36 protein-coding genes and 3 pseudogenes are annotated in these 25,265 nt (G+C 57.3%); 26 read left to right on the forward strand and 13 right to left on the reverse strand.

Going from position 1 to position 25,265, the window contains the following annotated elements:
* The first annotated feature begins 19 nt into the window (after nucleotides 1–19).
* The 20 genes from INT12_RS13000 (at nucleotide 20) to INT12_RS13095 (ending at nucleotide 16,355) form a co-directional block, all read left to right on the forward strand.
* The gene (locus INT12_RS13000) at nucleotides 20–223 is read left to right on the forward strand and encodes a hypothetical protein (protein ID WP_033899875.1); all 204 of its coding nucleotides are present in this window, start codon (nucleotides 20–22) and stop codon (nucleotides 221–223) included.
* Nucleotides 223–522: a head-tail connector protein gene (locus INT12_RS13005; RefSeq protein ID WP_193039457.1), complete on the forward strand. Its 300-nt coding sequence runs from the start codon at nucleotides 223–225 to the stop codon at nucleotides 520–522. The genes INT12_RS13000 and INT12_RS13005 overlap by 1 nt, the downstream gene beginning before the upstream one ends.
* The gene (locus INT12_RS13010; RefSeq protein WP_193039458.1) at nucleotides 522–842 is read left to right on the forward strand and encodes a phage head closure protein; all 321 of its coding nucleotides are present in this window, start codon (nucleotides 522–524) and stop codon (nucleotides 840–842) included. The genes INT12_RS13005 and INT12_RS13010 overlap by 1 nt, the downstream gene beginning before the upstream one ends.
* Nucleotides 839–1,309 (forward strand): HK97-gp10 family putative phage morphogenesis protein, encoded by a 471-nt coding sequence (locus INT12_RS13015; protein ID WP_186765950.1) that lies wholly within the window; start codon nucleotides 839–841, stop codon nucleotides 1,307–1,309. The genes INT12_RS13010 and INT12_RS13015 overlap by 4 nt, the downstream gene beginning before the upstream one ends.
* 5 nt (nucleotides 1,310–1,314) lie before the next feature.
* Nucleotides 1,315–1,662 carry a tail completion protein gp17 gene (locus INT12_RS13020; RefSeq protein WP_193039459.1) on the forward strand — a complete coding sequence of 116 codons (348 nt, stop codon included), beginning with the start codon at nucleotides 1,315–1,317 and terminating at the stop codon, nucleotides 1,660–1,662.
* Nucleotides 1,663–1,670: 8 nt separating this feature from the next.
* The gene (locus INT12_RS13025) at nucleotides 1,671–2,138 is read left to right on the forward strand and encodes a phage tail tube protein (protein WP_193039460.1); all 468 of its coding nucleotides are present in this window, start codon (nucleotides 1,671–1,673) and stop codon (nucleotides 2,136–2,138) included.
* On the forward strand, nucleotides 2,138–2,611 hold the full coding sequence (locus tag INT12_RS13030; protein ID WP_193039461.1) for a phage tail assembly chaperone: 474 nt from the start codon (nucleotides 2,138–2,140) through the stop codon (nucleotides 2,609–2,611). The genes INT12_RS13025 and INT12_RS13030 overlap by 1 nt, the downstream gene beginning before the upstream one ends.
* A 23-nt stretch (nucleotides 2,612–2,634) precedes the next feature.
* Nucleotides 2,635–2,937, forward strand: coding sequence for a DUF4035 domain-containing protein (locus INT12_RS13035; RefSeq protein ID WP_193039479.1), 303 nt, complete (start codon nucleotides 2,635–2,637; stop codon nucleotides 2,935–2,937).
* A gap of 67 nt (nucleotides 2,938–3,004) precedes the next feature.
* Nucleotides 3,005–3,361 (forward strand): hypothetical protein, encoded by a 357-nt coding sequence (locus INT12_RS13040; RefSeq protein WP_193039462.1) that lies wholly within the window; start codon nucleotides 3,005–3,007, stop codon nucleotides 3,359–3,361.
* A gap of 37 nt (nucleotides 3,362–3,398) precedes the next feature.
* The gene (locus tag INT12_RS13045) at nucleotides 3,399–6,776 is read left to right on the forward strand and encodes a tape measure protein (RefSeq protein ID WP_193039463.1); all 3,378 of its coding nucleotides are present in this window, start codon (nucleotides 3,399–3,401) and stop codon (nucleotides 6,774–6,776) included.
* Entirely contained in the window at nucleotides 6,776–7,114 is a 339-nt protein-coding gene (locus tag INT12_RS13050; RefSeq protein WP_193058867.1) for a phage tail protein, read from the forward strand. Before INT12_RS13045 ends, INT12_RS13050 begins: the two co-directional genes overlap by 1 nt.
* Entirely contained in the window at nucleotides 7,111–7,797 is a 687-nt protein-coding gene (locus INT12_RS13055) for a phage minor tail protein L (protein WP_193039465.1), read from the forward strand. The genes INT12_RS13050 and INT12_RS13055 overlap by 4 nt, the downstream gene beginning before the upstream one ends.
* A 7-nt stretch (nucleotides 7,798–7,804) precedes the next feature.
* Nucleotides 7,805–8,557, forward strand: coding sequence for a C40 family peptidase (locus INT12_RS13060; protein ID WP_193039466.1), 753 nt, complete (start codon nucleotides 7,805–7,807; stop codon nucleotides 8,555–8,557).
* Nucleotides 8,557–9,153, forward strand: a complete 597-nt coding sequence (locus INT12_RS13065) for a tail assembly protein (RefSeq protein WP_226926170.1) — start codon at nucleotides 8,557–8,559, stop codon at nucleotides 9,151–9,153. Before INT12_RS13060 ends, INT12_RS13065 begins: the two co-directional genes overlap by 1 nt.
* A 9-nt stretch (nucleotides 9,154–9,162) precedes the next feature.
* Entirely contained in the window at nucleotides 9,163–12,972 is a 3,810-nt protein-coding gene (locus INT12_RS13070) for a phage tail protein (RefSeq protein ID WP_193039467.1), read from the forward strand.
* A 1,072-nt stretch (nucleotides 12,973–14,044) separates the two neighbouring features.
* Complete coding sequence (locus tag INT12_RS31250; RefSeq protein WP_226926171.1) at nucleotides 14,045–14,815, forward strand: phage tail protein; 771 nt, start codon at nucleotides 14,045–14,047, stop codon at nucleotides 14,813–14,815.
* Nucleotides 14,815–15,105: a hypothetical protein gene (locus INT12_RS13080; RefSeq protein ID WP_193039468.1), complete on the forward strand. Its 291-nt coding sequence runs from the start codon at nucleotides 14,815–14,817 to the stop codon at nucleotides 15,103–15,105. The genes INT12_RS31250 and INT12_RS13080 overlap by 1 nt, the downstream gene beginning before the upstream one ends.
* The gene (locus INT12_RS13085) at nucleotides 15,102–15,353 is read left to right on the forward strand and encodes a hypothetical protein (protein WP_193039469.1); all 252 of its coding nucleotides are present in this window, start codon (nucleotides 15,102–15,104) and stop codon (nucleotides 15,351–15,353) included. Before INT12_RS13080 ends, INT12_RS13085 begins: the two co-directional genes overlap by 4 nt.
* A gap of 58 nt (nucleotides 15,354–15,411) precedes the next feature.
* Nucleotides 15,412–15,837 carry a cell wall hydrolase gene (locus INT12_RS13090; protein WP_193039470.1) on the forward strand — a complete coding sequence of 142 codons (426 nt, stop codon included), beginning with the start codon at nucleotides 15,412–15,414 and terminating at the stop codon, nucleotides 15,835–15,837.
* Entirely contained in the window at nucleotides 15,837–16,355 is a 519-nt protein-coding gene (locus INT12_RS13095; protein WP_193039471.1) for a lysis system i-spanin subunit Rz, read from the forward strand. The genes INT12_RS13090 and INT12_RS13095 overlap by 1 nt, the downstream gene beginning before the upstream one ends.
* An 8-nt stretch (nucleotides 16,356–16,363) precedes the next feature.
* On the opposite strand, the gene INT12_RS13100 is transcribed toward INT12_RS13095, so the two are convergent.
* From INT12_RS13100 to INT12_RS13135, 8 genes and pseudogenes are all read right to left on the reverse strand, one after another.
* Nucleotides 16,364–16,573 (reverse strand): hypothetical protein, encoded by a 210-nt coding sequence (locus INT12_RS13100; protein ID WP_046383000.1) that lies wholly within the window; start codon nucleotides 16,571–16,573, stop codon nucleotides 16,364–16,366.
* Nucleotides 16,574–16,935: 362 nt separating this feature from the next.
* Nucleotides 16,936–17,178, reverse strand: a pseudogene (locus INT12_RS13105) (integrase); the annotation flags it as partial.
* Nucleotides 17,179–17,251: 73 nt separating this feature from the next.
* On the reverse strand, nucleotides 17,252–17,437 hold the full coding sequence (locus tag INT12_RS13110; RefSeq protein ID WP_193039473.1) for a hypothetical protein: 186 nt from the start codon (nucleotides 17,435–17,437) through the stop codon (nucleotides 17,252–17,254).
* Nucleotides 17,438–17,495: 58 nt separating this feature from the next.
* A pseudogene (locus INT12_RS31255) lies at nucleotides 17,496–17,801 on the reverse strand (SAM-dependent methyltransferase); the annotation flags it as partial.
* Nucleotides 17,759–17,998 carry a hypothetical protein gene (locus INT12_RS13120; protein WP_193039475.1) on the reverse strand — a complete coding sequence of 80 codons (240 nt, stop codon included), beginning with the start codon at nucleotides 17,996–17,998 and terminating at the stop codon, nucleotides 17,759–17,761. The gene INT12_RS13120 and the pseudogene INT12_RS31255, both read right to left, overlap by 43 nt.
* An 8-nt stretch (nucleotides 17,999–18,006) precedes the next feature.
* On the reverse strand, nucleotides 18,007–18,198 hold the full coding sequence (locus tag INT12_RS13125) for a hypothetical protein (RefSeq protein ID WP_193039476.1): 192 nt from the start codon (nucleotides 18,196–18,198) through the stop codon (nucleotides 18,007–18,009).
* Nucleotides 18,199–18,269: 71 nt separating this feature from the next.
* Complete coding sequence (locus INT12_RS13130) at nucleotides 18,270–18,470, reverse strand: hypothetical protein (RefSeq protein WP_046383003.1); 201 nt, start codon at nucleotides 18,468–18,470, stop codon at nucleotides 18,270–18,272.
* Between the two features lie 46 nt (nucleotides 18,471–18,516).
* The gene (locus tag INT12_RS13135) at nucleotides 18,517–18,675 is read right to left on the reverse strand and encodes a hypothetical protein (RefSeq protein WP_156179900.1); all 159 of its coding nucleotides are present in this window, start codon (nucleotides 18,673–18,675) and stop codon (nucleotides 18,517–18,519) included.
* Between the two features lie 38 nt (nucleotides 18,676–18,713).
* Here INT12_RS13135 and INT12_RS13140 point away from each other — a divergent pair, with 38 nt between their 5' ends.
* Complete coding sequence (locus INT12_RS13140) at nucleotides 18,714–19,106, forward strand: hypothetical protein (protein WP_104902956.1); 393 nt, start codon at nucleotides 18,714–18,716, stop codon at nucleotides 19,104–19,106.
* Between the two features lie 109 nt (nucleotides 19,107–19,215).
* Here INT12_RS13140 and INT12_RS13145 read toward each other — a convergent pair.
* A pseudogene (locus INT12_RS13145) lies at nucleotides 19,216–20,196 on the reverse strand (DNA cytosine methyltransferase); the annotation flags it as partial.
* Nucleotides 20,197–20,248: 52 nt separating this feature from the next.
* Between INT12_RS13145 and INT12_RS13150 the strand changes: the two are divergent.
* The gene (locus INT12_RS13150) at nucleotides 20,249–20,899 is read left to right on the forward strand and encodes a hypothetical protein (RefSeq protein WP_104902957.1); all 651 of its coding nucleotides are present in this window, start codon (nucleotides 20,249–20,251) and stop codon (nucleotides 20,897–20,899) included.
* Between the two features lie 293 nt (nucleotides 20,900–21,192).
* Here the strand turns inward: INT12_RS13150 and INT12_RS13155 are convergent, their stop codons facing one another.
* Nucleotides 21,193–21,567 (reverse strand): hypothetical protein, encoded by a 375-nt coding sequence (locus tag INT12_RS13155; RefSeq protein ID WP_104902958.1) that lies wholly within the window; start codon nucleotides 21,565–21,567, stop codon nucleotides 21,193–21,195.
* A gap of 81 nt (nucleotides 21,568–21,648) precedes the next feature.
* Complete coding sequence (locus tag INT12_RS13160; RefSeq protein WP_226926180.1) at nucleotides 21,649–22,053, reverse strand: hypothetical protein; 405 nt, start codon at nucleotides 22,051–22,053, stop codon at nucleotides 21,649–21,651.
* Between the two features lie 307 nt (nucleotides 22,054–22,360).
* On the opposite strand from INT12_RS13160, the gene INT12_RS13165 reads away from it, so the two are divergent.
* The 4 genes from INT12_RS13165 to INT12_RS13180 all read left to right on the forward strand — a co-directional run bounded on the left by INT12_RS13165 (nucleotide 22,361) and on the right by INT12_RS13180 (nucleotide 24,039).
* Complete coding sequence (locus INT12_RS13165) at nucleotides 22,361–22,699, forward strand: hypothetical protein (protein WP_104902959.1); 339 nt, start codon at nucleotides 22,361–22,363, stop codon at nucleotides 22,697–22,699.
* Between the two features lie 334 nt (nucleotides 22,700–23,033).
* Nucleotides 23,034–23,180 (forward strand): hypothetical protein, encoded by a 147-nt coding sequence (locus INT12_RS13170; protein WP_226926172.1) that lies wholly within the window; start codon nucleotides 23,034–23,036, stop codon nucleotides 23,178–23,180.
* Between the two features lie 105 nt (nucleotides 23,181–23,285).
* Nucleotides 23,286–23,600 (forward strand): hypothetical protein, encoded by a 315-nt coding sequence (locus INT12_RS13175; RefSeq protein ID WP_046383008.1) that lies wholly within the window; start codon nucleotides 23,286–23,288, stop codon nucleotides 23,598–23,600.
* A 148-nt stretch (nucleotides 23,601–23,748) separates the two neighbouring features.
* Nucleotides 23,749–24,039 carry a hypothetical protein gene (locus INT12_RS13180; RefSeq protein WP_126585723.1) on the forward strand — a complete coding sequence of 97 codons (291 nt, stop codon included), beginning with the start codon at nucleotides 23,749–23,751 and terminating at the stop codon, nucleotides 24,037–24,039.
* Nucleotides 24,040–24,126: 87 nt separating this feature from the next.
* Here the strand turns inward: INT12_RS13180 and INT12_RS13185 are convergent, their stop codons facing one another.
* Complete coding sequence (locus INT12_RS13185) at nucleotides 24,127–24,831, reverse strand: hypothetical protein (RefSeq protein WP_193039477.1); 705 nt, start codon at nucleotides 24,829–24,831, stop codon at nucleotides 24,127–24,129.
* Nucleotides 24,832–25,085: 254 nt separating this feature from the next.
* Nucleotides 25,086–25,265 (reverse strand): plasmid pRiA4b ORF-3 family protein (locus INT12_RS13190; protein ID WP_226926173.1); only part of this gene is annotated, 180 nt, incomplete at its 5' end.

Genomic DNA, 25,265 nt, shown 5'->3' on the forward strand with positions numbered 1-25,265 from the left:
CTTTTTTGTGGAGAAGGTTATGAAAGTCAAAGTTCTGTGGGGCTTCGAAGGCGACCCTGACAAGGTCAAGGTGAACAACGGCCGAGTATCCGCCGGCGAGGTTCTCGACCTGGAAGATGAGGAATACGCTCATCGCTTGATCGGAAAGGGTTTGGCTGCACTCGACAAGGAAGGCTCCACACCCAAGGCCAATAAGCAATCTAAGCCCGACGAGACCAAGTAATGATCGACCTGGCGCGAGTGAAGAGTCACCTCAAGGTCGATGACGATGAAGAGGATGCTCTGATCGCCGGCTACTTTGAGGCGGCCAAGTCCCATGTGGGCATGCACTGCGACAGGGAGCTGGTCGAGGCTGATCCTGTGGAGCCTGCTCAAATGGGGCTGACCCCTGATGTCGAGCAGGCCATTCTGCTTTTGGTTGGCCACTGGTACGCCAACCGCGAGGGCGTGGCGCTGGGCACCATCTCAACCACCGTGCCGCTGGCTGTTGAGCGGCTACTCATGTACAGGAAGCGTTACTGATGAGAGCCGGGCCAATGCGTCACCGCTGCATGCGGCGCGGTTACATCGAAGGCAAGGATGGCCTCGGCCAGCCATCGAAGGTTTGGGGCGACCTGGGCAAGCTCTGGGCGGAGATCAACATTCCCTCCGGCCGCATGTACGAGGCTGCGTCCCAGATGCAGGTCACGGTCACCGCCGAGATCAACATCCGTTACCGCAAGGACGTGGTAGCGGGCCAGCACCTGGTGCATGACGGCACCACCTACGAAATTATCGCGCCGCTGGCCACCAACCAGCGGGACATGCTGAAACTCATGTGCAAAACGGTGAAACCCAAATGAGCAACGGATCGCTGACAGTTCTGGGGCTTGGCGAGTTGCAGGTCGACTTCGAGCGGCTGGCCAAGTCTGTCGGTAATAAGGTCGTCCGGGACGCTGTCATGGCCGGCGCCCGAGTTGCCCGGGACAAGGTGCGCGGCACTGCGCCTGTTCGCACCGGCAAACTGAAGAAGAACATCGCGGCGGTACGTCTCAAGCAGGCTGATACGCCGGGCGGCGCGACCGCCGGCATCCGTGTAAAGAAGCCAGCCGGCAAACAATCCAAGGCACTCAAGCGCCCTGGAAAGAAAGGCCGAACCAGCAAAACGGAGTGGGATGCCCCGTTCTACTGGAAATTCCTGGAGCTTGGCACCTCGAAGATGCAGGCCCACCCCTTCATCCGGCCGGCCTGGGATGGCAGCCTTCCTGAGATTGAGAAGGCTGTCGCTGACAAGTTGGCCGAAGGCATCGACAACGCCATCACCCGGTAAACCCAATGATCGAGAAATCCCTCATCGACAGGCTCACGCCTCTGGTCGACGGGCGCGTGTACTTCGGCGTTGCGCCAGAGGATGCCACCCAGCCTCGCCTGGTTATTCAAACGGTAGGCGCCACCACCGGTTTCACGCTCACCGGCTGGGACGGCTCCAGCTACCTGACAATCCAGCTCGACGCCTGGGGCGAAAGTTTTCTCCAGGCGCTGACCCTTGCAGGCGAAGCCTTCACCGCGATGACCACGGATGGCGCCGACTTCACTACCGGCAGCGCGGATCGCCTGCCGGACGTATTTGAAAGCGATACCAAACTTTTCAGCGTGAGCTGGGAATACACCCTGCAACCATAGGAGGCCACATGGCCGCTCAAAACCCAACGAAAGCGAAGTTCGTCAAAACGCAGGGCACGGCTCTCAGCGTTTCTAAAACCACCACCCTGGACCCCAAGGCCGTCGGCATTGAATGGGCCGATCTGTCCGTAACGATCAAACAGCCGCAGTTCCAGGGTGGACAGTCGGATGAGATCGAAGTAACGGTGCTCGCCAGTGAGGCGAAAGAGTTCACCGTAGGCCTGGCCGACAACGGCACCTTCAGCATGTCCGGCAACTGGAAGGCCGACGACGAAGCCCAGACGGTACTGCGCACTGCTCGCGATGACGGTGAACCGCGCGCGTTCAAGTCGCTGTTCAAGGACGGGTCGTCCTCAAGCTTCCTCGGCTTGGTAACCCAGTTCACCTGGGACGCCGCGCCAAACGGTACCGTTAACGGCACGTTCAACGTGCGTATCACCGGTGCCGTATCCTTCGACCTGCCGGTGGTGCCGTAATGGCGCGGGTAAAAATCGGCGGCGGGATTGATCTGCGCTCCATGGCGCTGGACCCGATGCGAAATTTCAAGCATGAGGGTCTGACCATTGATGAATGGGAGGGCGCCAAGGTCGTCGTCAGGGCATTGAGCGCTGGCGATTGGGTCGAGTACCGGCGCCGCGCTGCGCTGGCAGTTGCGGAAGCCCGCCAGGACGCCGGGCTCCCTGCTCAATCCGCCGTGTCTGAAAGTGAAGACCAGCCGCCGGTAGAGCCGCGGGTAGAGATTCAATCCTCCCCGCTGTACGCGTTCGTCCTGGTACGTGCGTTGCTCGATGAGAACAATGCACGGGTCTTCCAGGATGAAGACGTGCCTGCTGTAGCCGAAGCGTTCAGCCCTGTACATGACCGCCTCGTCGGCAAGATTTTTGAGCTGAGTGGTGTTGCAGCCGGCGCCGGCTGTGAAGATCCGGTGGACGCAGCGGGAAACGACTGACGGAGGAGCCTGAGTTGGCATTTATGCTGACTCTTGCCCTCCGGCTTGGTATGACCCTTCAGGATCTGCGCTCACGGATGAGCGCGGAGGAGTTGTTCCTCTGGATGGCCTATAACCAGGAATCCCCGCTGAGCGACACGCGCGGCGATATCCAGGCTTCGATCATTGCGGCGTCGGTGTTCCAAGCTCAAGGCGCGAAGGTTTCTGCTGTTGACCTCATGCCTAAATGGAAAGATGAGTCCGCGGTGGTGGTTGATGAAGCGGCACAGGCCGAGGAGGGAGAGCAGCTGTTCAAGGCGTTCTTGATGGTCAAGTCTTCCGAGTGACGATGGTGCACCTGCCGCGCAGGCCCTATCCTCATGCTAGATTCTCTGTTTCGCAAGGAAGATAGCCATGAGGAAATATGCGGTTTTAGTTGTTGCTGTTATCGCTGGTTGTGGGAATTCGGAAAGACCGGACTCAGAAGTTGTGATCGATGAGTCCGCTCTTTCAGTTTATTCAAAAGAGCACTACCCCAAGACTTATCAGCAGTGGGGTGATGGTGGCGTGGAGCGAATAAAAGCCGCAGAGCGTGCTGCGCTCCTAAAGGCGGCAAAGCAATTGAAGTGCGATAAAGTGGAATACGTTGGGCTCTCCGAGCAGATGAGTAACCCACCTTCGAAAATAGTTGTTTATGCCGACTGCCTGAATCGATGGCGTTTCTACATCGATCAAAATTCTGAAATTCTCAGTAGTGAGAGAACCAAATAGCCCGCCAAAGCGGGTTTTTTAATGCCTGGAGAAAAGCATGGCAGGGCAAACCCTACGCTCCCTGATCGTCAGCGTTTCAGCCGAGACAAGCGCTTATCAGCGTGAGATGGCAAGGGCTGGCCGTATGGGGCAAAGCTATCTCCGAACCATCACATCCGGAAACCGTGACGCGACCAGTTCGTGGAGATCTCAGGAGGCAGCGGTCCGCGCTCAGGGCACCGCAATGCAGGCGCTCACCTCAACAGTGGGCGGATATGCCAAGGCCATGGCGGGTGCGCTCGCTGTCGGAAACGTCATCCACCAGGCTGATAGTTGGAATCAGGTGAATGCACGGCTAAAGCAAGCCTCAACTAGCACTGAAGACTTCGCTGTCAGCCAAAAATCTCTGTTCGAGGTAAGTCAGCGCACCGGTACAGCCTTCGCCGACAACGCGAATCTATTCAGTCGTTCGTCTGCATCCATGCGCGAGTTTGGTTACTCATCGAGCGATGTCTTGGGTGTCACCGAGGCGTTGGCGCTAGGGCTTCAGCTGTCGGGTGCCGGCGCTGCAGAAGCTTCCTCGGTAATTACCCAGTTTTCCCAGGCTCTGGGACAGGGCGTGCTGCGTGGTGAAGAGTTCAACTCAGTAAACGAAAACGGCGATCGGGTCATTCGGGCGCTAGCTACAGGCATGGGGGTCGCCCGTAAAGACCTCAAGGCCATGGCGGACCAGGGCTTGCTCACTATCGACAAGGTGGTGCCTGCACTTATCAGCCAGCTCGGCGCGCTTCAGGGCGAGTTTAAGGATCTCCCCGGATCTGTGAGTCGAGCAACCACCACGGTGACTAATTCGTTCCAGGCTTGGGTTGGAGGAATTGATGGGGCCACCGGAAGCACAAAGGCGCTTTCCGGTGCAATCACATTCGTTGCCGAGAATATGGACGTTCTAGCGGCATCAGCACTTACTGCGGGCGCGGCATACGGAGGCTTGAAGGTCGGGGAGGTAGTTAAAGGGCTGCGCGACCAGGTCAGCGCTTTGCGTGATGCCCGCTCCGCAGAAATTGGTAGGACTACCGCGCAGCTTGATGCGGCTACTGCTGCCGCGCGCCGCACCGCTGCCGAGGTCGTTGCCGCAGAATCCCAAGTTGCCGCAACCAGATTTACCGACGCCCATGCCGCAGCGCTAAGTCGCCTGCGCCTTGCCCGTCTTGCCGACACGCAGGCTACCGTCGCTCAGACCGCAGCCCAAACCGCTCAAACGGCCGCCACATCGCTGGCGGGCCGAGCTGGCTCGGCGCTTCTTGGTGTCATGGGCGGTCCGGTCGGTTTAGCCGTCACCGCTGGCGCAGTAGCTGCCAGTTATCTGTTGTTCCGCGACAACAGCGATAAGGCCCGCCAGGCTACCGTCGACCTAAAGCGCCCTGTAGAGGAGTTGCGCAAGGAGTTTGCCGAGCTCGGCAAAGAGCAGGCTCGGTACAAGCTCGACGGTGTCATACAGCAACAGGCCGACGCACAAGTGGCTGCACAGAAGGCGCTTCGCGAGATTCGCGCCGCCGCCCAGGGCAACGACAAGTGGGGAGATACCTACTCGGCCAACCCGTTCCAGCGTGATCGCGCGGTGACAGATTTCAATCGTCGTATCGCCGGCGGCCAGGACATCGACTCAGCAAGCCAGCAATTGGTTGGGGCAATTGGTCCCAATAAGGAAATGACAGCTGCCATCAATGCCTCGGCATCTGCATACGGGGAGGCAATCAAGGCATCTGGCGACTACGGCGATGTAGCCAATATGCTCACCGCCCGCCTGAATGATGTGGCTACTGCGGCAGGTCAGGCCGGCGCAGGCCTCAAGAAAATTGAAGGTCCGGACCAGAAAACCATTGACGGCTGGACCAGCTATTCCAAAACGCTGGTCGAGCGACTGAATTCCGTTCGAGATGGCGGCGATCTTGTTGGCGAAGTGAATCGTCGCATTGAGCGGGAAGGTGTCGACCCTGCTACAGCGGAGGGCTGGCGCATTCTTGCCGGTGCGATCAAGGGTTCTGAGGCTGCGGCCAAGGCATCCGAGGAAGCGCAGCAGAAGGCGAAAAAGGCATCTGAGGATATCCAGCGCCAAGCGGAGCAACTCAACAACGCATACAAACAAACCCTGGCGAACCTCACCCAGCAAGTTGCCCTGTACGGAGAGACCACGGAGTTGGGGCGTCTTCGGTACGACCTTACTACCGGTGAACTGTCCAAGCTGACCGAGAAGAACAAGGTCATGCTTGAGGGCAAGGCTATTGAGTTGGACGCGCTGAACGCCCGAAAAGCCTATGACAGCTTGATGGCTGGCCTGCAAACAAAAGAGCAGGCGCTGCTGGCCACCACGAAAGAACGGATGCTGGTGCTGGAAACAGCGAATCGAGCAGGGAAGCTCAGTTCGGACGATTACCGCGCGGGTGCTGATGCAATCTCGAAAGCCACTGTTACCGAGGCGCCAGAGTTCGGGGGCATCGATTCCTCGGTGGGCGGGCCTTCCGGCGAGCTGGTCAAAATCGCTGAAGCTGAGGCGGCACTCAAGAAGTGGCATGACAAGCAGTTGACGATGCAAGCCGATCTGCGCGACCAGATCCTGGCGGACCAGCAAAGCACCAACGAGCAGAAGCTGGCCGCCGAGCAGCAGTACCTGGATCGCGTCGTTGAGATCAATCAGTCCAACCAGTCACGCCTGTCTGATATCCAGGGGGCGTACAAGGTGGCTGTTATTGGCACCTTCAGCGAGTTGTCGGGCCAGGCCGCAGACATGGTTGGCAAGATCGCTGGCGAGCAGTCCGGGGCATACAAGGCATTGTTCGTCGCGCAAAAGGCCTTCGCGGTGGCGTCTATCATCATGAACGCGCAGATCGCCGCAGCGAAGGCTCCGGCCGAACTGACCATTCTGGGGGGCATCCCGGTGGGCGCTGCTCTGCTCGCTGCGGGTTATGCCAACGCGGGCATGGTTGCCGGCATGGCCTTGGCCGGTTTCTCGGAGGGCGGTTACACAGGGCCGGGCGGCAAGTTCGAGCCCAAGGGGGTCGTCCACGGCGGTGAAGTGGTGATCCGCAAGGAAGTGGTCGACCAGCCCGGAATGAAGGATTACCTGATAGGTCTGAACCGCAGCGGAAAGCCTGGCTATGCCGGCGGCGGGTTCGTTGGTAGCCCAGGCATCTCGCCTGCGTTCACCGCACCCTCTGTTGCTGGTGGCGCAGGCTCTGGCGCTGCTCCTGAGATTCACCTGCATATCAATGGTGATGGCTCTGGCGGGGCAGTCAACGCGCCAGAGGGCTATGAGCAGATGGGGCTGGCTCTGTTGGCCACTGCCAGATCAGAAATGCCGAAGATCGCCCGGCAGGTGATACAGCAGGAGAAGGGTCAGAACGGCCTGCTCGATCCAAACAATCGGAGAAACAGCTGATGGCAGAGGTATTCACCTGGTCGCCACGGGTTGGGTCGTCTGGTGATGACCAGACAGATACGCGTGAGTCGAAGTTTGGCAACGGCTACAGCCAGCGCCTATCGGCGGGGATCAACAATGTGTCCGGCACCTACGCGGTGTCGTTCACGGGTGGCGAGGCCTATATCAAGCCGATTCGGGAATTTTTCAAGCGGCATAAGGGCGCAAACCACTTCCTGTGGACGCCGCCGCTTGAGGATCAAGGCGCCTACATCACCACCGGTGGCTGGCAACTGCAAACCCACGGCAAGAAGAAATACACCCTCAGCACCACTTTCCAGCAGGTATTCAACCCATGATCACATTGGACAACCAGAAGCTCGAACCGGGCGCGATTATCCAACTGATCGAGCTGGACGGTGAGGCGCGGGGCATGGGCATCTTGCGATACCACGCTCACCAGCAGTCGACCCCGATCATCTGGAAGGGGGAGGCATACCTGCCCAGGCCTTACGAAACGGGCGGCTTTGGGCGTAGCGTTGAGGGCAACAGCTCAACGCCGATGCTGAAGATCAGCAACATCGACGGCACCATCACTGCGCTTTGTCGCCAGTTCCAGGGGATGAGCGGGGTCAAGCTCACGGTGCGGCAGACCTATGCCAAGTACCTGGACGCCGCGAACTTCCCCGAAGGAAATCCCACGGCCAGCGCCATGGAAAAGCTGGATATCTCCTATATCAACCAGGTGACCAGTTTGTTGCGAGAGGAGGTTGTGTTTTCACTGGCGCCGCCGACGGCGGTGAAAGGGCAGATGCTTCCCGGCGGCTTGATCATGAACCGCTGCGAGTGGTGCCTGTGGGGCGAGTATCGCGGCCCCGACTGCAACTACACCGGGATCAAGATGTTCGATCTCGACGGCAACCCCGTTGACGATCCGGCGCTGGACCGCTGCGGCGGGCGCGTGAGCGATTGTGAAATACGCCATGGCCGGGGCAACCCTCTGCCATTTGGTGGTGCGCCGGGCGCTTCGCTTATTGGATAGGCAACCCATGAATAAAACGATGCTGAAACAGATCCAGGCCCACGCCGCTGCTGAGTTTCCCAAGGAGAGCTGTGGTGTGGTGATCCGCGAGGCAGGGCGCCTGAAGTACGTTCCGTGCCGCAACGATGCCAAGACCCCGAGCGAGCACTTCATCATCAACCCCGAGGACAAGTGCGATGCAGAGGACCGCGGCGAGGTGGTCATGATCATTCACAGCCACCCCGACGTGCCGCCGGTGCCGAGCATGACCGATCGCGTAAGTTGTGAGTTGCATGAAAAGCCGTGGGGAATTGTGAGCTGGCCGTCTGGGGAGTACTTCGAATTCAAGCCGGACGGCTATCAGGCACCGCTCATTGGCCGCGAGTTCGGTCACGGCCTGCTGGACTGTTACGCGCTGTGCCGCGACTACTATGAGCGCGAGCATGGCATTGAGCTGCCGAACTACCCTCGCCGCGATGGCTGGTGGAACGCCGGTGAAAGCCTCTACGAGAAGTATTACGAAGAGGCCGGTTTTTACCCAGTATCGATGCCGCGCAAGGGCGACATGATCGTCATGCAGATCAATGCCAGCGCGCCAAATCACGCAGGCATCTACCTGGGCGACGGCCTGCTGGCCAGCGTCCCAAATCTGCATCCGGCCCCGGGCACGTTCCTGCATCACCGCTACAACAAGAAATCCACCCGCGATGTTTACGGCGGTATGTGGGCTGATTACACCGTGCTGATCCTTCGGCACCAACGAGTGCCGGAGGTTGACTGATGGCAATGAGAACAACGTTTCGCCCGCAGCCCCTGGTGGTTCTGGTGATGCTTTATGGAATCCTCGGTGCCCGATTCGGGAGAGTGCATCATCTGGCCGTTGCTTCGCCATCCGAGGCCGTCCACGCTCTGTGCGTGAAGATTCCCGGGTTCAGGCGATTCCTTCGTATGTCCGAGGAGCGCGGACTGACCTATGCGGTGTTCCGTGGGAAGACCAATCTCAGCGAAAGCGAGATTGAGATGCGCCAGGACACCGTTGAGCCGATCCGCATCGCGCCAATCGTGATCGGAAGCAAGGGCGGCGGCTTGTTTGCGACTATCGCCGGCCTGGCCTTGGTCGTGATTGGGGCTATCACGCAGCAATACTATCTGGTGGCTGCTGGTGCTGGTCTGATGATCGGCGGCATCGCCATGAGCATGTCCCCGTCACCGTTGGGCGTGCTGGATAAGGAGGGCGACGGAAACAAGCCTTCCTATGCGTTCGGTGGCGCGGTAACCACGATGGCCCAGGGCCGCTGCAAACCTCTGCTTTACGGCGAGCGCGATATCGGCGGCGCCCTCATCTCGGCTGGCGTCTTCTCGGAAGATCAGCAGTAAGGAAAACCCATGTCCAAAACCGCAACAGCGCCTGCTGCAAAGCACCGGCGCCGGACTGCTGCTGCCCGCGTTTTGGGCTCCAAGGGCGGCGAGGCCAAGCCTTACACCCCATACAAGGCGCCAGATAGCGCGCTTTCAGTCGCTACAGTAAAGCTGCTCTACGCGCTGAGCGAAGGCCCTATTGTTGGTCCGGTTGATGGCCGGCGCTCGATCAAGCTGAACGGCACACCACTGATCTCTCCGGACGGTAGCGAAAACTTCCCGGGCACCATTTGGGATTTCCGCTCAGGCACGGTTGATCAGGAACATATCGCTGGCTTTCCAGCCATCGAGAGTGAGGCATCCCAAGGTCTGCCTGTCGAGCTGAAGTCGGACAATGCCTGGACTCACGCGATCACTGACCAGCAGTTGTCAGCCGTGCGCGTGCGCTTGTCGTGGCCGCAGATTTGGCAGGTGAAAACCAATGGCGATCAGATCGGCTATCGCATTGATTACGCCATTGATCTGTCGGTCAACGGCGGCAGCTACCAGACCGTCTTGTCGGCCACGCTGAATGATAAGGGCACCACTGAATACGAGCGCACCCACAGGATTGATCTTCCGGAAGGATTCACCAGCGCCCTGGTGCGTGTGCGCCGGCTGACTCCGAACCGCAACGACTCCAACTTCGCGGACCTGATGCGGATCAAGGGTCTGACGGAAGTCATCGACAAAAAGCTGCGCTACCCAAACCTTGCCTTGGGCGGGTTGCAGTTCGACGCCAAGCAGTTCCAGGACACTCCGAAGGCCAGCTTCCTGATGCGCGGCCGAATCGTTCAGGTTCCTAGCAACTACGACCCGCAAACTCGCACCTACACGGGCGACTGGAACGGCACCTTCAAGCTGGCGTACACCAACAACCCGGTATGGATCTGGCGCGACCTACTGTTGCACCGCCGGTATGGCCTGGGCCGCCGCATCACTGCAGACATGGTCGATCACTGGACGCTGTACGAGATCGGTCGCTACTGCGATGTCATGGTGCCGGATGGCAAAGGCGGCGTTCAGCCGCGCATGACCACCAACGTCTACATCCAGGATTCTATTGAGGGCTACGCACTGCTTTCGGACCTGGCCAGCGTGTTCCGTGGCAGCAGCTGCTGGAACGGGTCGCAGGTCACCATGGTGGCGGACATCCCAGGCAATGAGGACGGCTACGTCTTCACTCGATCGAACATCGTCGGTGAGTTCGAATATGTCGCTGCTGCGTATCCTGATCGGCACACCCGCGCCAAAGTGGCCTGGGACAACCCAGAGAACGAGTTCAAAACCCAGCCGGCGCCAGTCACCAACGACGAGCTGATTGGCGTGCTCGGTCATCGGATGCTGGATATCTCGCGATTCGGCTGCACTGTTGAGGGTGAAGCTATTCGCCACGGCATTTGGGCACTGAAGTCGGAGCAGTACGAAGAGTGGTCGGTCAGCTTCACCACCGGCATGGAGGGCCGCAATGTTGAGCCCGGGCAGATCATCTGCGTGGCTGACGAGCTGTTCTCTGGTCGTGCGAACGGTGGGCGCATCAGAGCAGCCACCAAGCGCGTTATCACTTTGGACATCGATGCCGAGGTCCATGAGGAGGATCGATTGATCCTCAACCTGCCAAGCGGCAAGTCTGAGGGGCGCATCGTTAAATCGGTATCTGGGCGGATGGTCACCGTGATGGCTGACTATTCTGAGCTGCCAGAGGCTGAGTGCAGTTGGTCCGTGGAAAGTGCCGACCTAGCTGTGATGCGTTTTCGCGTGCAGACCATCGAGCCGCAAGGGCTGCATCAGTTCAAGATTGCCGCTACCCAACATGAACCGCTGAAATACGAGGCTATCGACACCGGCGCCAGGATCGACCCGCAGCCTACAAGCGTTATTCCGCCGGGCGTCATGTCGCCGCCGGCGAATATCGGCATCGAGGCGCGCAGCGTCGTGTCACAAGGCATTTCCGTCACCAGTATGCGCATCACATGGGATTCGGTTGCCGGTGCGATCGCCTACAACGTGGAATGGCGCAAGGACAGCGGCAACTGGATACGCCTGCCGCGCACCGGGAATCTCGGCGCAGACGTTGAGGGCATCTACAGCGGGCGCTACGTGGCGCGCGTGAGCTCGGTCAACGCGATGGATGTGACCTCGATCTGGGGAGCAAGTCAGGAGGTGGTGCTGACCGGCAAGGTCGGCCTGCCGCCGGCGGTGGCGTTCCTGACCACCACCAGCGAGCTGTTCGGCATCGGCATAAAGTGGGGATTCCCTGCGGGCGCCGAGGACACCCAGCGCACCGAGCTGTGGTATGGCCCGGCCAATGACTTGTCGGTGGCTACCAAGCTGGCCGACTTGGCATATCCGCAGGCCGACTACCGCATGCAGTCGCTGTTGGCGGGAGCCTCGTTCTTCTTCTGGGCGCGCCTGGTGGACCGTACCGGCAACATCGGGCCGTTCTACCCTGTTGTGAATGGCGTGATTGGGCAGGCCAGCTCGCAGGCTGGTCCGATCCTTGATCTGATCGCCGGCCAGATTGGCGATACCGAGCTTGCGAAGGAGATCATGGACCAGATCGACCTGATCTCTGGCTCCGGCCCTGGCTCGGTCAATGACAGGTTGGAGCAGGCGAAGCAGGAACTGGAAGACCTGATTGACCAGGTAACGGACGCCCTGGCCTACGATCCGGCCAAGCCATACACCGTCGGGCAAATCGTTCGGCAGGGCCAGTACCTGTACCAGGCGATCAAAGCGGTTCCGGTGGATACCCCGCCGCCCGCCGCCGAGTTCTGGTTCAACATGGGCACCATTGCCGAAACAACCCAGGCCATGGCGCTCCAGATCCAGCAGAACAAGGCGTCAATCGAAACCGTGGACGGCAAGGTCACGGCTCAGGCGTCGGCCCTGCAATCGCTCCAGGCAAGCTGGCGCGAGGATGATGGAGAGGGCGACCTTGCGGGAGCCCTGCAAAACTGGGATGCCGCCGCGAAATTCGCCCAGCAGGTAAAGGTCCAAGCCTCCGACAACCTGGCCATGGTCGAGCGCACCACGTCGCTGGATGCGGCAGTCGGCCAGAACAAGGCAGCACTGACCACACTCGAGCAGGTAGTGGCCACTGACCAGGTGGTAACAGCAGAGCGCATTGATCAACTGAAAGGCGAAGTCGATGACAACTCGGCGGCAGTGCAAACCGTCAGCCAGTCGCTGGTCGACACGAGCACGGCGATCGCCTCGCATTCCACCACGCTCGAAGCCATAGCCGGCGGCGGGCGCGATGGGACGGACGAGGGTGACCTTGCGAGTGCTCTCAGCGAATGGAAGAACAAGGCTGCGATCCAGATCACAGCCAAGGCCCAGGCAGACGCCGACGGCAAGCTGTCCACCATGTGGGCGGTGAAGATGCAGGTGAACCAGAACGGCCAGTATGTAGCGGCCGGCATCGGGCTCGGTATCGAGCAGAACGCCGAAGGCCTTCTGCAAAGCCAGTTCCTGGTGAGCGCTGATCGTTTTGCTGTTGTTAACACGTTGGCTGGCGGGACCATTACTACGCCGTTTGTAGTGAGTGGCGGGCAGGTTTTTATGAACTCTGCCTTCATCCAGGATGGCACGATTACGATGCTGAAGATCGGGCAGGCGTTGCAGTCTGATAACTACGTTGAAGGTATTCAGGGGTGGAGATTAGATAAGGCTGGCAACTTAGAATTTAACGGGCCAGCTCCAGGTGGCGGGCGTCTATCGATGACCAATAGAGCTATTAAGGTATATGACGCTAACAACGTTAAGCGTGTACAGCTTGGAGATCTATCGGTATGAGCCATGGGGTAAGGACGTGGGATGCTTCCGGAAATCTTCAAATGGATACCGATAGTTTTACGTATCAGGTTCTCCATAATGCCGTATACACGCTAACGATGGGTGCCGTAGTGACTGCAAGTATTGCCGGGTTCGACCCGGCTAAATGCACTGCTGTTATACTGCCGACCAAGGCCGCGCCAAACAATGACTGTTACAGCGCTATGCCATTTATGTCAGTTGGCGTCGGGTCTGTCACGGTTCGGTCAAAACACCCTAACGAGCCAGACGCAATAGGTTCAACAATACAATTTAGATTACTCGTAATGAGGTTCAGGAATTGAATTTCGGCCTACAAGTTGTAAACGACGGAAACTATACACAGATAGACTCTGATCAGCCCAGGCTTTGTGCGCTGTACAGTGGAACGTATCAGGCATCTGGTAGCTCGTCGGTATCAGTGTCTTTCCCGTCCGCCATAACCACGCCTGAGCCGCCGTGCGTGTTCATACGAAATAGCGAGGCCAGGCCTAACGATGTCTACACCGGGATGACTATTAGCGGCGGCCCAGGCAACTGGACGGGATTCTCTATAACATCGCTAAACGTGGATTTTAGACCGGCAGGAAAATGGTTTGCTGCTGTTTTCGCATCAATAAGCAAGGCCGATTACGGTCTAAGAATGTGGAACGCAAGCGGCGTACTCATATTCGACTCAGGTGCCGCGCCCGTTATATTCACGCGAGCTAATAACTCATGGTCATATCAGGGGCAGGTAGTGCTAAATGCTACCGCGCAGGCGTACTACTGGGCCAATGGGTCTGTTGCGCCCATGCAATCCGATGAGTACTTTATGATCAATCCGTTCTCAAGGGGCATACTCCAAAACCATGGGAATTGGATGGGCTCGGGGGTGAGGTTCAATTATTCGGCTAATAGACTTCAGGTTTTCGGGATTAGTGCAATTTCAGCATGGACAAATATCGGGGCGCCTGGAGCTGTGTTCGCCAGACTTCCTGGAACGTAGTAAGAACTCTGTATTTAACTTTTAAGATCCCGCCATGAGTGGGTTTTTTATTGCCTGGAGAAAAGTATGCCTTGGTATAGAGCCGGCACAGTTTCTGTCACATTGAATTCCAATGCTGTTATCGGAACCGGTACGGCCTTCGTTGCCAACAGCCGGGTAGGGGATGCGTTTCTAGGCCCAGATGGCGGGTGGTATGAGGTCACAAACATCGCCAGCGACTCGGCAATGTCGATCGCGCCAAACTATCGTGGTGCCACCAATGCTGCTGGCGTGTACGCGCTGACGCCAGTGCAGGGGTATACCAAGGATCTGGCCGACCAAGCCCGGGCCATGATTCAGCAGTGGGGCTCGACCCTGGCCGGTTTGGGCAGCGTATCGACTGAAAACATCGTGCCTGTCGCCAAGGGAGGCACCGGCGGCGCGACCCCGGCAGCAGCGCGCACGGGCCTTCAACTTGGCACCGCTGCGGTCGCGGCGCTGGTTGGTACCGTATCCCAGTCCGGCGGCGTGCCGACCGGCGCTGTCATTGAGCGTGGATCTAACGCCAGTGGGAAATACACGAAGTTCGCTGATGGCACGATGATCTGTTATCAAAACAGAGTCCCTATTGCGGCAACAGCGAACGTTGCCGCTAGCATAAATCCAGGGTACGCCGCGCTCTTTTCGGAATTGCCTCTATTCATAGCTGGAATAGAGTACCCAGCCACGAACGACAACATAAACATTTCCCGGTTAACAGGCATTGGGAATACCACCGGCGCCGGCATTATTCAACTTAAAGCAGATGTCACACAGACCTACATGGTCGGTTTCTTTGCGCTCGGGAGGTGGTTCTGATGATCATTAAATTTTGCCCTCAGCGCCGGGATGACGAGCTCACCGTGAGCAAGCGCAGTGATGTGCTAACCATCAATGGTGAGCTCTTTGACTTTCGCGAGTTGCCAGAAGGGGCGGTTCTGCCTGCCTCTGCCGTCGAATGCGACTTCGTTATCGGGGATGTAACTCGGCTCAACGGCGAACTGATCATCACGCTACTTTTGCCTTGTGGTCCAGAAGCCACGGACGCTGCCAACTTCCCATTAGACATCGTCAGCCCGCCTGACGGAAAAGTGAGTCTGCCTAAATGAATATTGATTTCAGCAAGATGAAAACCGCAGATCAGCTGCAGGCGGAAAAGGACCTGTCCGTCCTTGATGCTGTCCTGTCCTCGCGCCGGGCGGCCTACCTGTCCGAGTCTGACCCCTTGCGCCTGGAGGCGGACTACGACGCACTGAGCCAAGGCTTGGCGCCTGACTACACGGCCTGGCTGGCGTCGGTTGCGGCTATCAAGGCGCGCTACCCGCTGCCGGTCGATGTCGATCCTCTCGCCGACTGATCCGAGCCTGTGTACAGACACCCGCCACGAGCGGGTTTATTTTTGCCTGGAGAAAAGTATGACAACTTCCGATAAAGACCGGGACATCCTGGCGCGCACGCTCTGGGGTGAAGCCCGTGGCGAGGGCACGGCCGGCCAGATCGCCGTGGCCTGGACCATCCGCAATCGCGTGTTCGACGGCAAGGCAAAGTCGTGGTGGGGCGAGGGCTACGCCGGTGTTTGCCTGAAACCCTGGCAGTTCAGCTGCTGGAACCAGAACGATCCCAACTACGCCTACCTGAGTGGTGCGAAGCCGATCCCGGCCGCGCAGTTCGCCCAGGCCCAGCGCGCAGCTGATCAGGTGATGTCGGGCTCGGTACCGGATCCAACCGGCGGGGCCACGCATTACTACGCAACCACGATGCCCAAGGCCCCGGCCTGGGCGGCGAAGGCCAAGCAGACGCTGCGCCTGGGGCATCACATCTTCTTCAAGGATGTGCCGTGATGACTCCCGTGCAGAAGCTGGCCGGGCTGGTGGCGCTGATCCTGGTGTTGATGGCCAGCGCCGCCAGCTTTACCTGGCAGGTGCAGGACTGGCGCATGGGCAAGAAGCTCTCCGAGCAGGCCGGCCTGCACAAGGATGATCTGGCGGCGATTACCAATGCCGCCGCCGCCCAAGCCCGCGACGAGACCGATAAGCGCCTGGCCCTGGAGCAGCAGCTCGCCGGCCAGGACCAACAACACACCAGGGAATTATCCGATGCCCAACGCAACCAGGCTGTTCTGCGCGATCGCCTTGCCACTTCTGATGTCCGGCTGTCAGTCCTTCTCGACGCCGCGGATTCAGCCAGCGGCTGCAACGTGCCTGCCACCTCCGGCACCGTCGGCGTGGTTCATGGAGCCGCGCGAGCCCAACTTGACCCAGCGCATGCTCAACGAATTCTCGCCATCACCGGTGACGGCGATCAAGGATTGATCGCGCTGCGGGCGTGCCAGGCGTATGTCAGGGCGATAGCTCGCTGACTGTCTGATCAGTCAGGAGCCATGAGAACGGCCAGGGTCAGCTTGATGAACTCTTCGTTCTCGTCGATGGTGTGCAGAGCGCCGCGCACGTTCTCGGCCACATCAGCGGAGCCACGCTGCTCGACCCAGTTCGAGATCTCCATGATGGACGCCTCAAGGGCCAGCTGGTTTTCGTAGAGCTTGGAGAGCAGGGAAGGGAGTAGGTCTGAGTTGGGCATCGGCGGTCCTCTGGTGGAGTGAACAGCTTAGCAGTCGGTGTTCTTTGGGGTGTTTGTGTTCGGTCGGCAGGACGCCGGGGGAGGGGTAAGTCGTTTCCGCAACCTGATGCGCGCCCCTTGTTCTATGCGGCTTGTATGGCATCAAAAAATGCTCTGGTGCGGAAATGATGAAGACCTAAGCTGTTGATTTGTATTGTTAAGTCGGCAGTCTTGAAAACCGGCGAACGTTAATAGCGTTCCCAGGGTTCGAATCCCTGGTTTCCCGCCAAGATTTACACGAAAGCCCCGCTGATGCGGGGCTTTTGCGTTTCTGGGGTTTGCGCAGGAAAAGGCGGTTTTTGGCAGGCGTTCCGAAACTTTGCCTATTTGGACGGTTTCGCGGTCGCCCCGATCCTCCTGTAAACCCTCTTTATGATCTCCTGTTTGCTGTGTCCCAGCAGCAGGCTTGCATCGCCGATATCGATGATTTCCGAGGCCGCCTTCGGCCGTATGTCGCGGAACTGAAACCCTCCAATTTTGGTCGCGAGTGTCGGATCGCCTTGTTCGATGGCGTTCTGCTGAGCTTTTTCCCGCGCCTTGTCCCAGCGCAAGCGCAACATAAGGTGTCCTTGCCGCGCTGGGCGGCAGAAGGTAGCCCGCCGTTTTCCGGCAGGCTTATAGAGAAGGGATTCGGGATATCTACATCAAGGTTGCGAGATATGCCCCTGCGATGTGCCGCCGCAAATCCTGGCGCTCTTCAAGGTCGATGATGGCAAGCCGAAGCAGGCGGTCTGTCCATCGGTCGTATTCTCGGAAGAAGCGATTCCTAGACTTGCGAGTTTGTACTGACGCAATTGCGATGACTGCTTCTGCGAAATGTTTCATGAGGCATTCCTTGTGGGGTGAGCCTCGATGGTTGATGTACAGGGGGGCGGTTTCCCGACTATTTATCTTTCGCACCCTTCATAAATGTGATCCAGTGCGTTTTCTCGCGCTTGCCGGATTTGTGGCCAAACCGCGGCTGCTCATCGGTAAGGGCAAGAATTTCGCTGACCCGAATCTGGGTTTCGTTCCACTTGAAGATCAGGAACTGGCCTGGCTTCAGAGCGCGGAAGCACTCGGCGAACCCTTTGCAGAGGTCGTCGCGCCACTCATCGGTGAGGATCCCATACTTGAGCCGCAGCCAGCTTTCGCAGCCGGCGCGCACTAAGTGCGGAGGATCGAACACCACCCTGTTGAAGCTGGCGTCACCTCGTCCAGGTGTTCCAGGTCCTCGTGGGCGATCTTGAATGTTTCAATGTTCTTTACGCGGTAGAACGAGCAGTCGCAGTTCTTGCGAGCGCAGGCATCGAGCAGGTCTTCCAGCTCTTGCTTGGCATCGGCGCTTACGTTTGGGAAGTCGTCTGCCCACTCTCCGAGGTCGCTTGAACTTGCGTTGTTGGCCATGGCGTCGATCACTGCGTCTGGATCGACAAACTCAGCGGGGTCTGCATAGTGCATTTCGCCGCGCTGGCATTCGTCGCCCGGTGAAAATCTTCGTTTTTGCTGATGAACGAGCACCAGTCTGCGGTCCAGTCTTCGCCATTGGTTGAGTAGGCGTACTCGATACCGGGTTGGGCGACTGGCAAAACAGTTTCTTCGGGCATGACTGCTCCTTGCCGCTATAGCGGCTTACTTTGAAGGGGTAGGGGGGTAGATGAAGCGAATGAGTGAGGCGTTAATTCCAGCGAACGTTGAGTTCTGAAATCTGTTGCTGCAACTGCTCTATGAGTTCAAACCAAGAATCGAAACCATTTGATTCGTCCTGCACCAAGAACAGGTAATAGCCACCAGTTTCACCGGCGCGGTCATCCAGAATTTTTATCGTCCAACCGGCATATTCGCCAGTTAAAACTGTTCCAGTACGGATGATCTGCATGTGTTCGCCGGAATCCAGTGATTGTTTGAAATGGCAGCTGCACTTTTTACATCACCTTGGAAAATGTTGGTACTGCGGCATCCTCCCTCGTTATCAAATCATGGGCATTCACGACCGTCATGCCGATAGTTGCATTTTCAGTTTCTTTATCCCCTAACATGAACTCAGTATTTTTTGGCGTAATGATTTGGGCAGATGAGGCCATGCCGCTGGCTCCTCGTGATAGGTAAGGGAATTAACTGAATGGAAATGGAAAATGGCGCTCTGGGGTTATTGAAACGTTACCGGTACTTGATACTACTGTTGATGGTTGCCGCCTCGCTGGTGAGCGCGACTGTAAGATTCGCGGGGGACTGGAGAAATTTCTGGACCGTGCTGATGCTGCAAGCCTGGTTTGGTCAAGCTGTGTTCGCTTATCTTCGTGGTGGCTGGGTTGCGATCGGGCCTGGAGGGTTCTCCAAAGACGCCTCGCCTACATCGAGGGCAGTTTTGGCCGGTGCTGCGTTTGCCATTTATCTGATCGGTTTTGGAATCGATGGCTATCCGAAGAAGGAGTCGGTTCATGACAGGCGGCCCTCCGACTGGACCATGCCTACTCGAGAAGAGATTGGACGATCCTCTGACAAAACTAGATAGCACGGCTTTGTAAGGCATGGAGAGTCCTTGCCGGGCCATGCCCGGGCGGTGGAGTGGGAGAAGAGTTCTGGTGCGAAATTTATGTGCGCGCGTTCTTCATTTCCAGTTGTTCGGCATCCTGATTGGTTGCGCTTCCGGCCGCTTTCCCGTTCGCTTGTAATGTGCCCGCCACGACAAGAAGACTTTCCCGACTCTCGTGGTCGCCATATGGGTTTGTGGTGAGAGGCGCTGAGACTATGAAGGTCTCGGTTTCAGCATCCATCCGTGTGCCGCCCGGATGCGCGCTGAGAGCAGTTGCTACCTCGGTCTGTTCACAGTTGGCGCCGCCTCCAAATGCGGTTGACTGAAGATGGCCAGCTACTGCGTGGTCAACATCACCGCCACCGTCAGTGCTTCTAAGAGTGCCGGCGGGAGCTTCCGCATGGCCTCGGCGCGGCGCAGTATCCCGGCGCATGCCTTCGCACTCAAAAAGTACCTCGGTGGGATCGAACCCGTTTCGAGCATTTGCGACAACGAACACACGACGGCGTCGTTGGGCCAGGCCGAAATATTGGGCGTCCAGGACCCGCCCCGCGATTGTTCTTTTGGGGCCATACACACAACCAGCGTCCTGCCATTTCTTCCCTGAAGGCTGCAGCTCGCAGTCTTCCCCAGCAAGCACGCCAAGAAAGCATCCGAAGGCGTTCCCTTTGTCGCTGAGGACGCCGGGTACGTTCTCCCAGACGATGACGCTGGCGGACTTTCGCTGGCCGGCGCGAACATAGTCAACTGCATCTGCAAGCTCCACGTATTTGATGGTGAGGGCGCCGCGCGGGTCGGTGAGGCCTTCGCGCATGCCGGCGACTGAGAAGGCCTGGCACGGGGTACCACCGACCAGTACGTCCGGTGCCGGGATCTTGCCGGCCAGCACCAGGGCGGCAAGCTTGGTCATGTCGCCGTGGTTCGGCACGTCGGGGTAATGGTGGGCGAGGACCGTCGAGGGGAACGGCTCAATCTCGGCGAACCAAGCGGCGCGCATGCCCCGCGGGTGCCAGGCCTGGGTACCGGCTTCGATTCCGCTGCACACAGAGCCATAGGTAATGTCGGACATAGGGGAGCCTCGCCGGGTATATTTGCGGAATTAGTAAAAATAGGGGGCGGGAATGTTGAACGATTACGGTAAAAGTCTTTTCAAGCCTTTGTGCTCAGTCCAAAACGTTGTTTTAGCGGCAGCGGTGATTTTTATTTTGTCTCTTCTCAACCTCAGCAGCAGCGAGCTTGCAAGCTGGGCTCAAGCACTAGGTTCGATTGCAGCGATTTGGGGGGCATTCCAAATCAGTAATCGGCAGGTCGAACGCCAGCAGTCGGAGCGAGCAGAGGAGCGTAATAGGCAAGCATCTGCTTTTTTTGCTGTAGCGAAAAATGCTGTGGATGCTGCAAACAATTTCGTGAGTTTTACGCAGCACAGTCACTCTTTTATGATTGTCAGAATGAACTGGAACTTGATGTACTCGCACTCGATAGAGTCATCATTTGATTCATTGAAATTGCTACCGGCGCACGAGCTTGGTACTTACGATCTTGTGATTGCTCACAGTGGGTTGGTGGCAAGTGTCGCTAGCATTCTAGTTCAGACGCGCAATAGCCTTGGCACTACGGCTTTACCTGAGCAGGAGTACATCTTTTTGCTGCAAGAGCTTTCAATGCGACTCAGTAATTTGAATTTCTATTGGGTAAATTTTACGGATGCCTTTGCTGCAGCCTACCCCGAACCGATAATGTCAAATGCCTCGCCGGCTGGCACGGTTCGTTGATATAGGGTATCAAAGGGGACCGGCATGGAGCCGGATCAAGGAGAAATTCGTGGGGAAGTTAAAGATAGATCGTTTGTCAATTGGAACAGGATCTAGAGCGGCGCTCTATGACCGAAAACAAAGTCCGGAAGAGCTTTTTTTAGAAGATACTGACAAAATCGATGTGTACAGGGTCACGCTCCGCGAAGGCACATACAGTCATGCTGGCGATCCGGCCCTAGAGGGTGAGTTTGATGTCACTCTTTCAGTGGGTGGCAGCTTCCAAGGCCACGTGATAACCCAGATCCCGGGTCTCACCAAAGAGGGTGAGCCGGGGTCGATAACTCTGACTCTGCAGGCTGAGCGATAGGAGGCACAATTTCTTCGCCTGGGTCCCGACTAATCTCAGTCATACTTCGATTGTGAAACGTTCGCGCCACGTTTTCGCTAATCACGATTTCGTGGCGTGGATAACTCAAGAACTCGATCAGCTCGTCGTCAGCCATCAAGTCCATCTTCATGATAGCGATCTGCAATACCTCGCTGATGACCGGCACCTTGCCGGGCATCCGAATACGCTCCATGGCCCGCTCGATACCCGGCCTGACTTTGTGCCGCAATTCCTTCTCCGCGACCGCCAAGCGCTTCTGCGCAGCCTTGACTGATCGCTCCTGTACTGATTTGGCCATGGCCTACCTCTTCTATTCCGCTGGCCGGCAGTGCGAGCCAGGTTAGTCGGTGTCTCGCGCTGACCTGTTTGTGGATTCGTTTCACGCAGCGACCTTCTGCTGATTCCAGGCGCCGACCGCTTCGAAGAACCGCGCGGCGTGAGCCTCGTCCAGCGACATCGCTTCGGGAATCGCGATCCATCCCGAGGCCACCATCTGACTTTGGTTTGCAGAATCGTGCAGTTCCTTGTAGCAATGCTCGATCACGTCTTCCAGGTGGTCGGAGAGGTAGAGCCCATCGGGCGCAATCTCCACTGACTTGCTGTACCGGTCGCCGTGGGCGTCGATGCAGAGCGCGCTGAGGTAGATAGTCCATCGATGCGGGATGCCGCAGACGGCCTGACCGATCTTCCCCGGTGCGATGTTCTTCCGCGATTTGTAGTTGATCATGCCCTGGCGGCCGCTGGCTGACGCCGCGCCACGCGAATCAGCAGTACCTTCCGGCATTTGGCTCAACTCCCACTGCATGAAAGCTGTAAGCGCTTTTGCGGCGAAGTAGTCGCGCATGCTCATGCCCAGCACCGCGCCGTATTCATTGCTGTCGCTCGGGAACGCCGGGGTGCTGTTGTCTTTGCCCATGACTCTCTCCATTCGTTGGTTCACCTGTATTCGTCAACACTCATGCCTCCCTCTGGTTGCCGATTGGCGCGGGGGCAGTGCATGCGGATATTTTCGGGAAGGGGTAAAGCTGAATGGCCTTAGGCCGATATGGTCAAAGCCATACTCATTTATTTGAAAGTTTAGGGGCTGTTGAATGTTTTCAGTAAGAAACGCAACGCTTTGCCTTACCCTGGTCAGCACCGGCTTTGCCAGTAGCTGTTTTGCGAGTCAGCCTGTTGATGCTCATCAAGTTGCAGTAACCCTCATTGCAGTGGAGCAGCTCTGCAATAAGGCAAACCCGGCCTTAAATGGCTCTTTCGAAAACGTGCTGGCCAGCGATCCTGACACGGACGAAGCAACCAAGGCCGAGGCTCGCAAAGTTAGCTCAGACCCCGCTTACAAAGGTGAGATTGAATTTATGGTGCAATCTCTCAAAAGCTCGGGTCTGGTGGTTTTGACGCAGGATCTTTGCAAAAGCTACGCAGCAAAATAGTTCGGTTCATCTTGGTGGATAGCTACTGACAGTTCGCTTTGGTGTTGCCGGGAGAGGTTATAGGCCGAGCTATATACGCCGCGATTTCGTCCGCATCGGATGTCGCTTGAATCCCTCCGAGTGTTGCCCGTCTACGCCGCGACAAAATCCGCTAAGGCTGGGGGCAAGGTGACTACCCTGCTGTCATCACAGAGGGCTGAGCGATATCCGATACACCGCGCTGGTTGATCAGCCTTCCTGGTTCGCCTCGATCATCTTTTCGATGTCGGTGGCGACCGGCTTCCTCCAGTTCTTGATCCGGCCCGGCTTCAGGTCGATGTTCAGGATCAGGGTATTGATCAAGAAGTGGGCATCAAAAGAAGCGCTTGATGCACATGATCTCGCTCCGCATATGCTTGAGGCAGCCAAGCACAACCCGACGTTCCGTGCGGGGCCGGCTACAGTGCTGTTTTTGGAGTCGGCGGTGCTTTCATCGCACTGAAGAAGGGCTGAGCTCACAACAGAAGAGCCCAGCCCCACGCAGGGCTCTTTGCATCTGGCTTTCCCAGTGCTATTTTTCCGAATTAACCCCCATACGGAGAGTGCAATGGCCCGATACTTCAAAAGTCTAGACAATGGCAAGGTTGAAGAAGTCGATGCGTTTCAGGTTCTGGCAATATTGTTCCTAGGCCCACTCTATCTTTGCTTCGCCGGCCTTTGGCGCCATTTATTAATATGGGGTATTGCTATAGGGTTGGGGCTGTTTGCAGGCCCGCCATGGGCAGCTATACCTATTGCTGGACTGCCAATCATCTACTGTTTTTTGATACGTAAAATTGTGGCAGATGAGTATTTGAAGAAAGGCTGGGTAGAGGTGGCTGATCCAAAGCTTGCACTCGATAAAGAAGTTCCAGACGCTTAGTCTCTTGCAGATTAGTTGCTTTGAGCCCAGCCTCGCGCTGGGCTTTTTGCCTTCTGCGGCCAGGTGCTACAGTCCCGCCAAACCAAAGAGGCAACGACATGCGAAGTGTTGTAGCGGGACTGGCGGTTATTCTGCTGGCTGGGTGTTCGTGATCGGTGCGCTTCTGATCGTGACCGGTGTACTGGTACTAACGTTAATCGAGAGCAAAAAAGCGAGAGCAGAGGTCGCAGCGACCCTCGGTTCGAGCGTGGTTCGTCAGAACGCCCTAAGCCAGGAGCTCCGCGCCGAAATTGAGGAAATCAATAAACAGAATTTGCTCGAAATGGCTGCGGTATCCAAGGATCATCATTACGAGATGGAGAATCTAAGGATCATTCTTTCCATCGCTGAGCAGGATCTCGACGCGGCTCTGAAGGTCGCTTCTAAGGCTACACAGTAAGACATACAAATGCAGAGCCAGATCGACCATACCAATGCGTTGATGGCTTCTTGTGCCTGACCACCCCTCTTTTTTTAGCGCTATCGTTTAGCGAACGCTCAAAATATGAACTTCATCACCAGAGAGCGAATTGCTCTGCGTACCCCATGCGAAAAAATAGCCGTAGTCAGCCAAATAATAAAATTTTCTAACGATTGCGTGCTTGTCGCCTTGAGTCGTGCAGCCCATTTCCTTGGCTTTTCCAGTCAGTCCAGCACTGAGCTCATCGGCGTCAAGTTCGCGCTTTACAGTGCAGTCGACCGCGTAGCCTTTCCCGTCGCCCCAACGTTGCTCAGCGCCGTGCTGGCGCCCCTGAGCGGAGTAACTCAGGAGAGAGCCTATGGGCATGCGCTGCCAATCCCCGGAAAAACTCAAGCTTTTGAGTTCATAGGTGCCCACTTTCTGGTCAAACGTAGTGATGGTACTGGCGAGCACAATCAACCCCCGCCAAGTAACTCTACGTATCTCGTACGCCTCACTGCGTACATCGACAACTACTTGCCCGCTCGCTGAGTCCGTGGTGAGGAAATTCTCTTCGTACACCAACGAAGCACCACCCTTGCGGGTGGGTGTCCGGCTCGTCGCAACATAGCTGAGTTTTTTGGCTGCCGGTTGCAGATTGAGGGTGTTGATTGCAGAAAGCATTGGCGTACCAACACTATATGGGCTTGGCACAGCACGCACTTTGTAGCGCGGTTTATACGTGGGCAGTTGCTTCAGTTGTTCAGCGCCGGCGCACAGCGTCTTGAACAACAGCTTGTAATCATCGCGGGCTTGCGCAACAGTCTTGACGACTGGATTCTGCGGGGTCTCACCGTCTATCACACTGTTAAATATATCAACGTCATAACTGGCCAGCCGACGAAACTTCTGCTCGGTGCAATCGACAGCATAGTGTTCACGCTTTTGGGCAGACGGCGTGCCTTGCGAGGCATCCGTCAGTATTTTTTTATTGTCATACGCCCCCCAGAACAGCGGTAAGCGTCCGAGCTACACCGCCTTGCAACTCAAACCTTAATCCGTTTAAACCACTGATTCACGCGCTCGCACTCAAATGTCACCGGATCAAAAACATCGCCATGCCATTCAACCATGGCGTCATGCTCTGGATGATCGGGGTTGCCCATCGCCTCCAGAAACTCCTCGTAACCAGGCCCGCCACCCACGTCTTCCGGTGGGCAAGCATT

The sequence above is a fragment of the Pseudomonas sp. K8 genome (assembly GCF_014889455.1).
In the GTDB taxonomy this organism is placed as follows: Bacteria; Pseudomonadota; Gammaproteobacteria; order Pseudomonadales; family Pseudomonadaceae; genus Aquipseudomonas; species Aquipseudomonas veronii.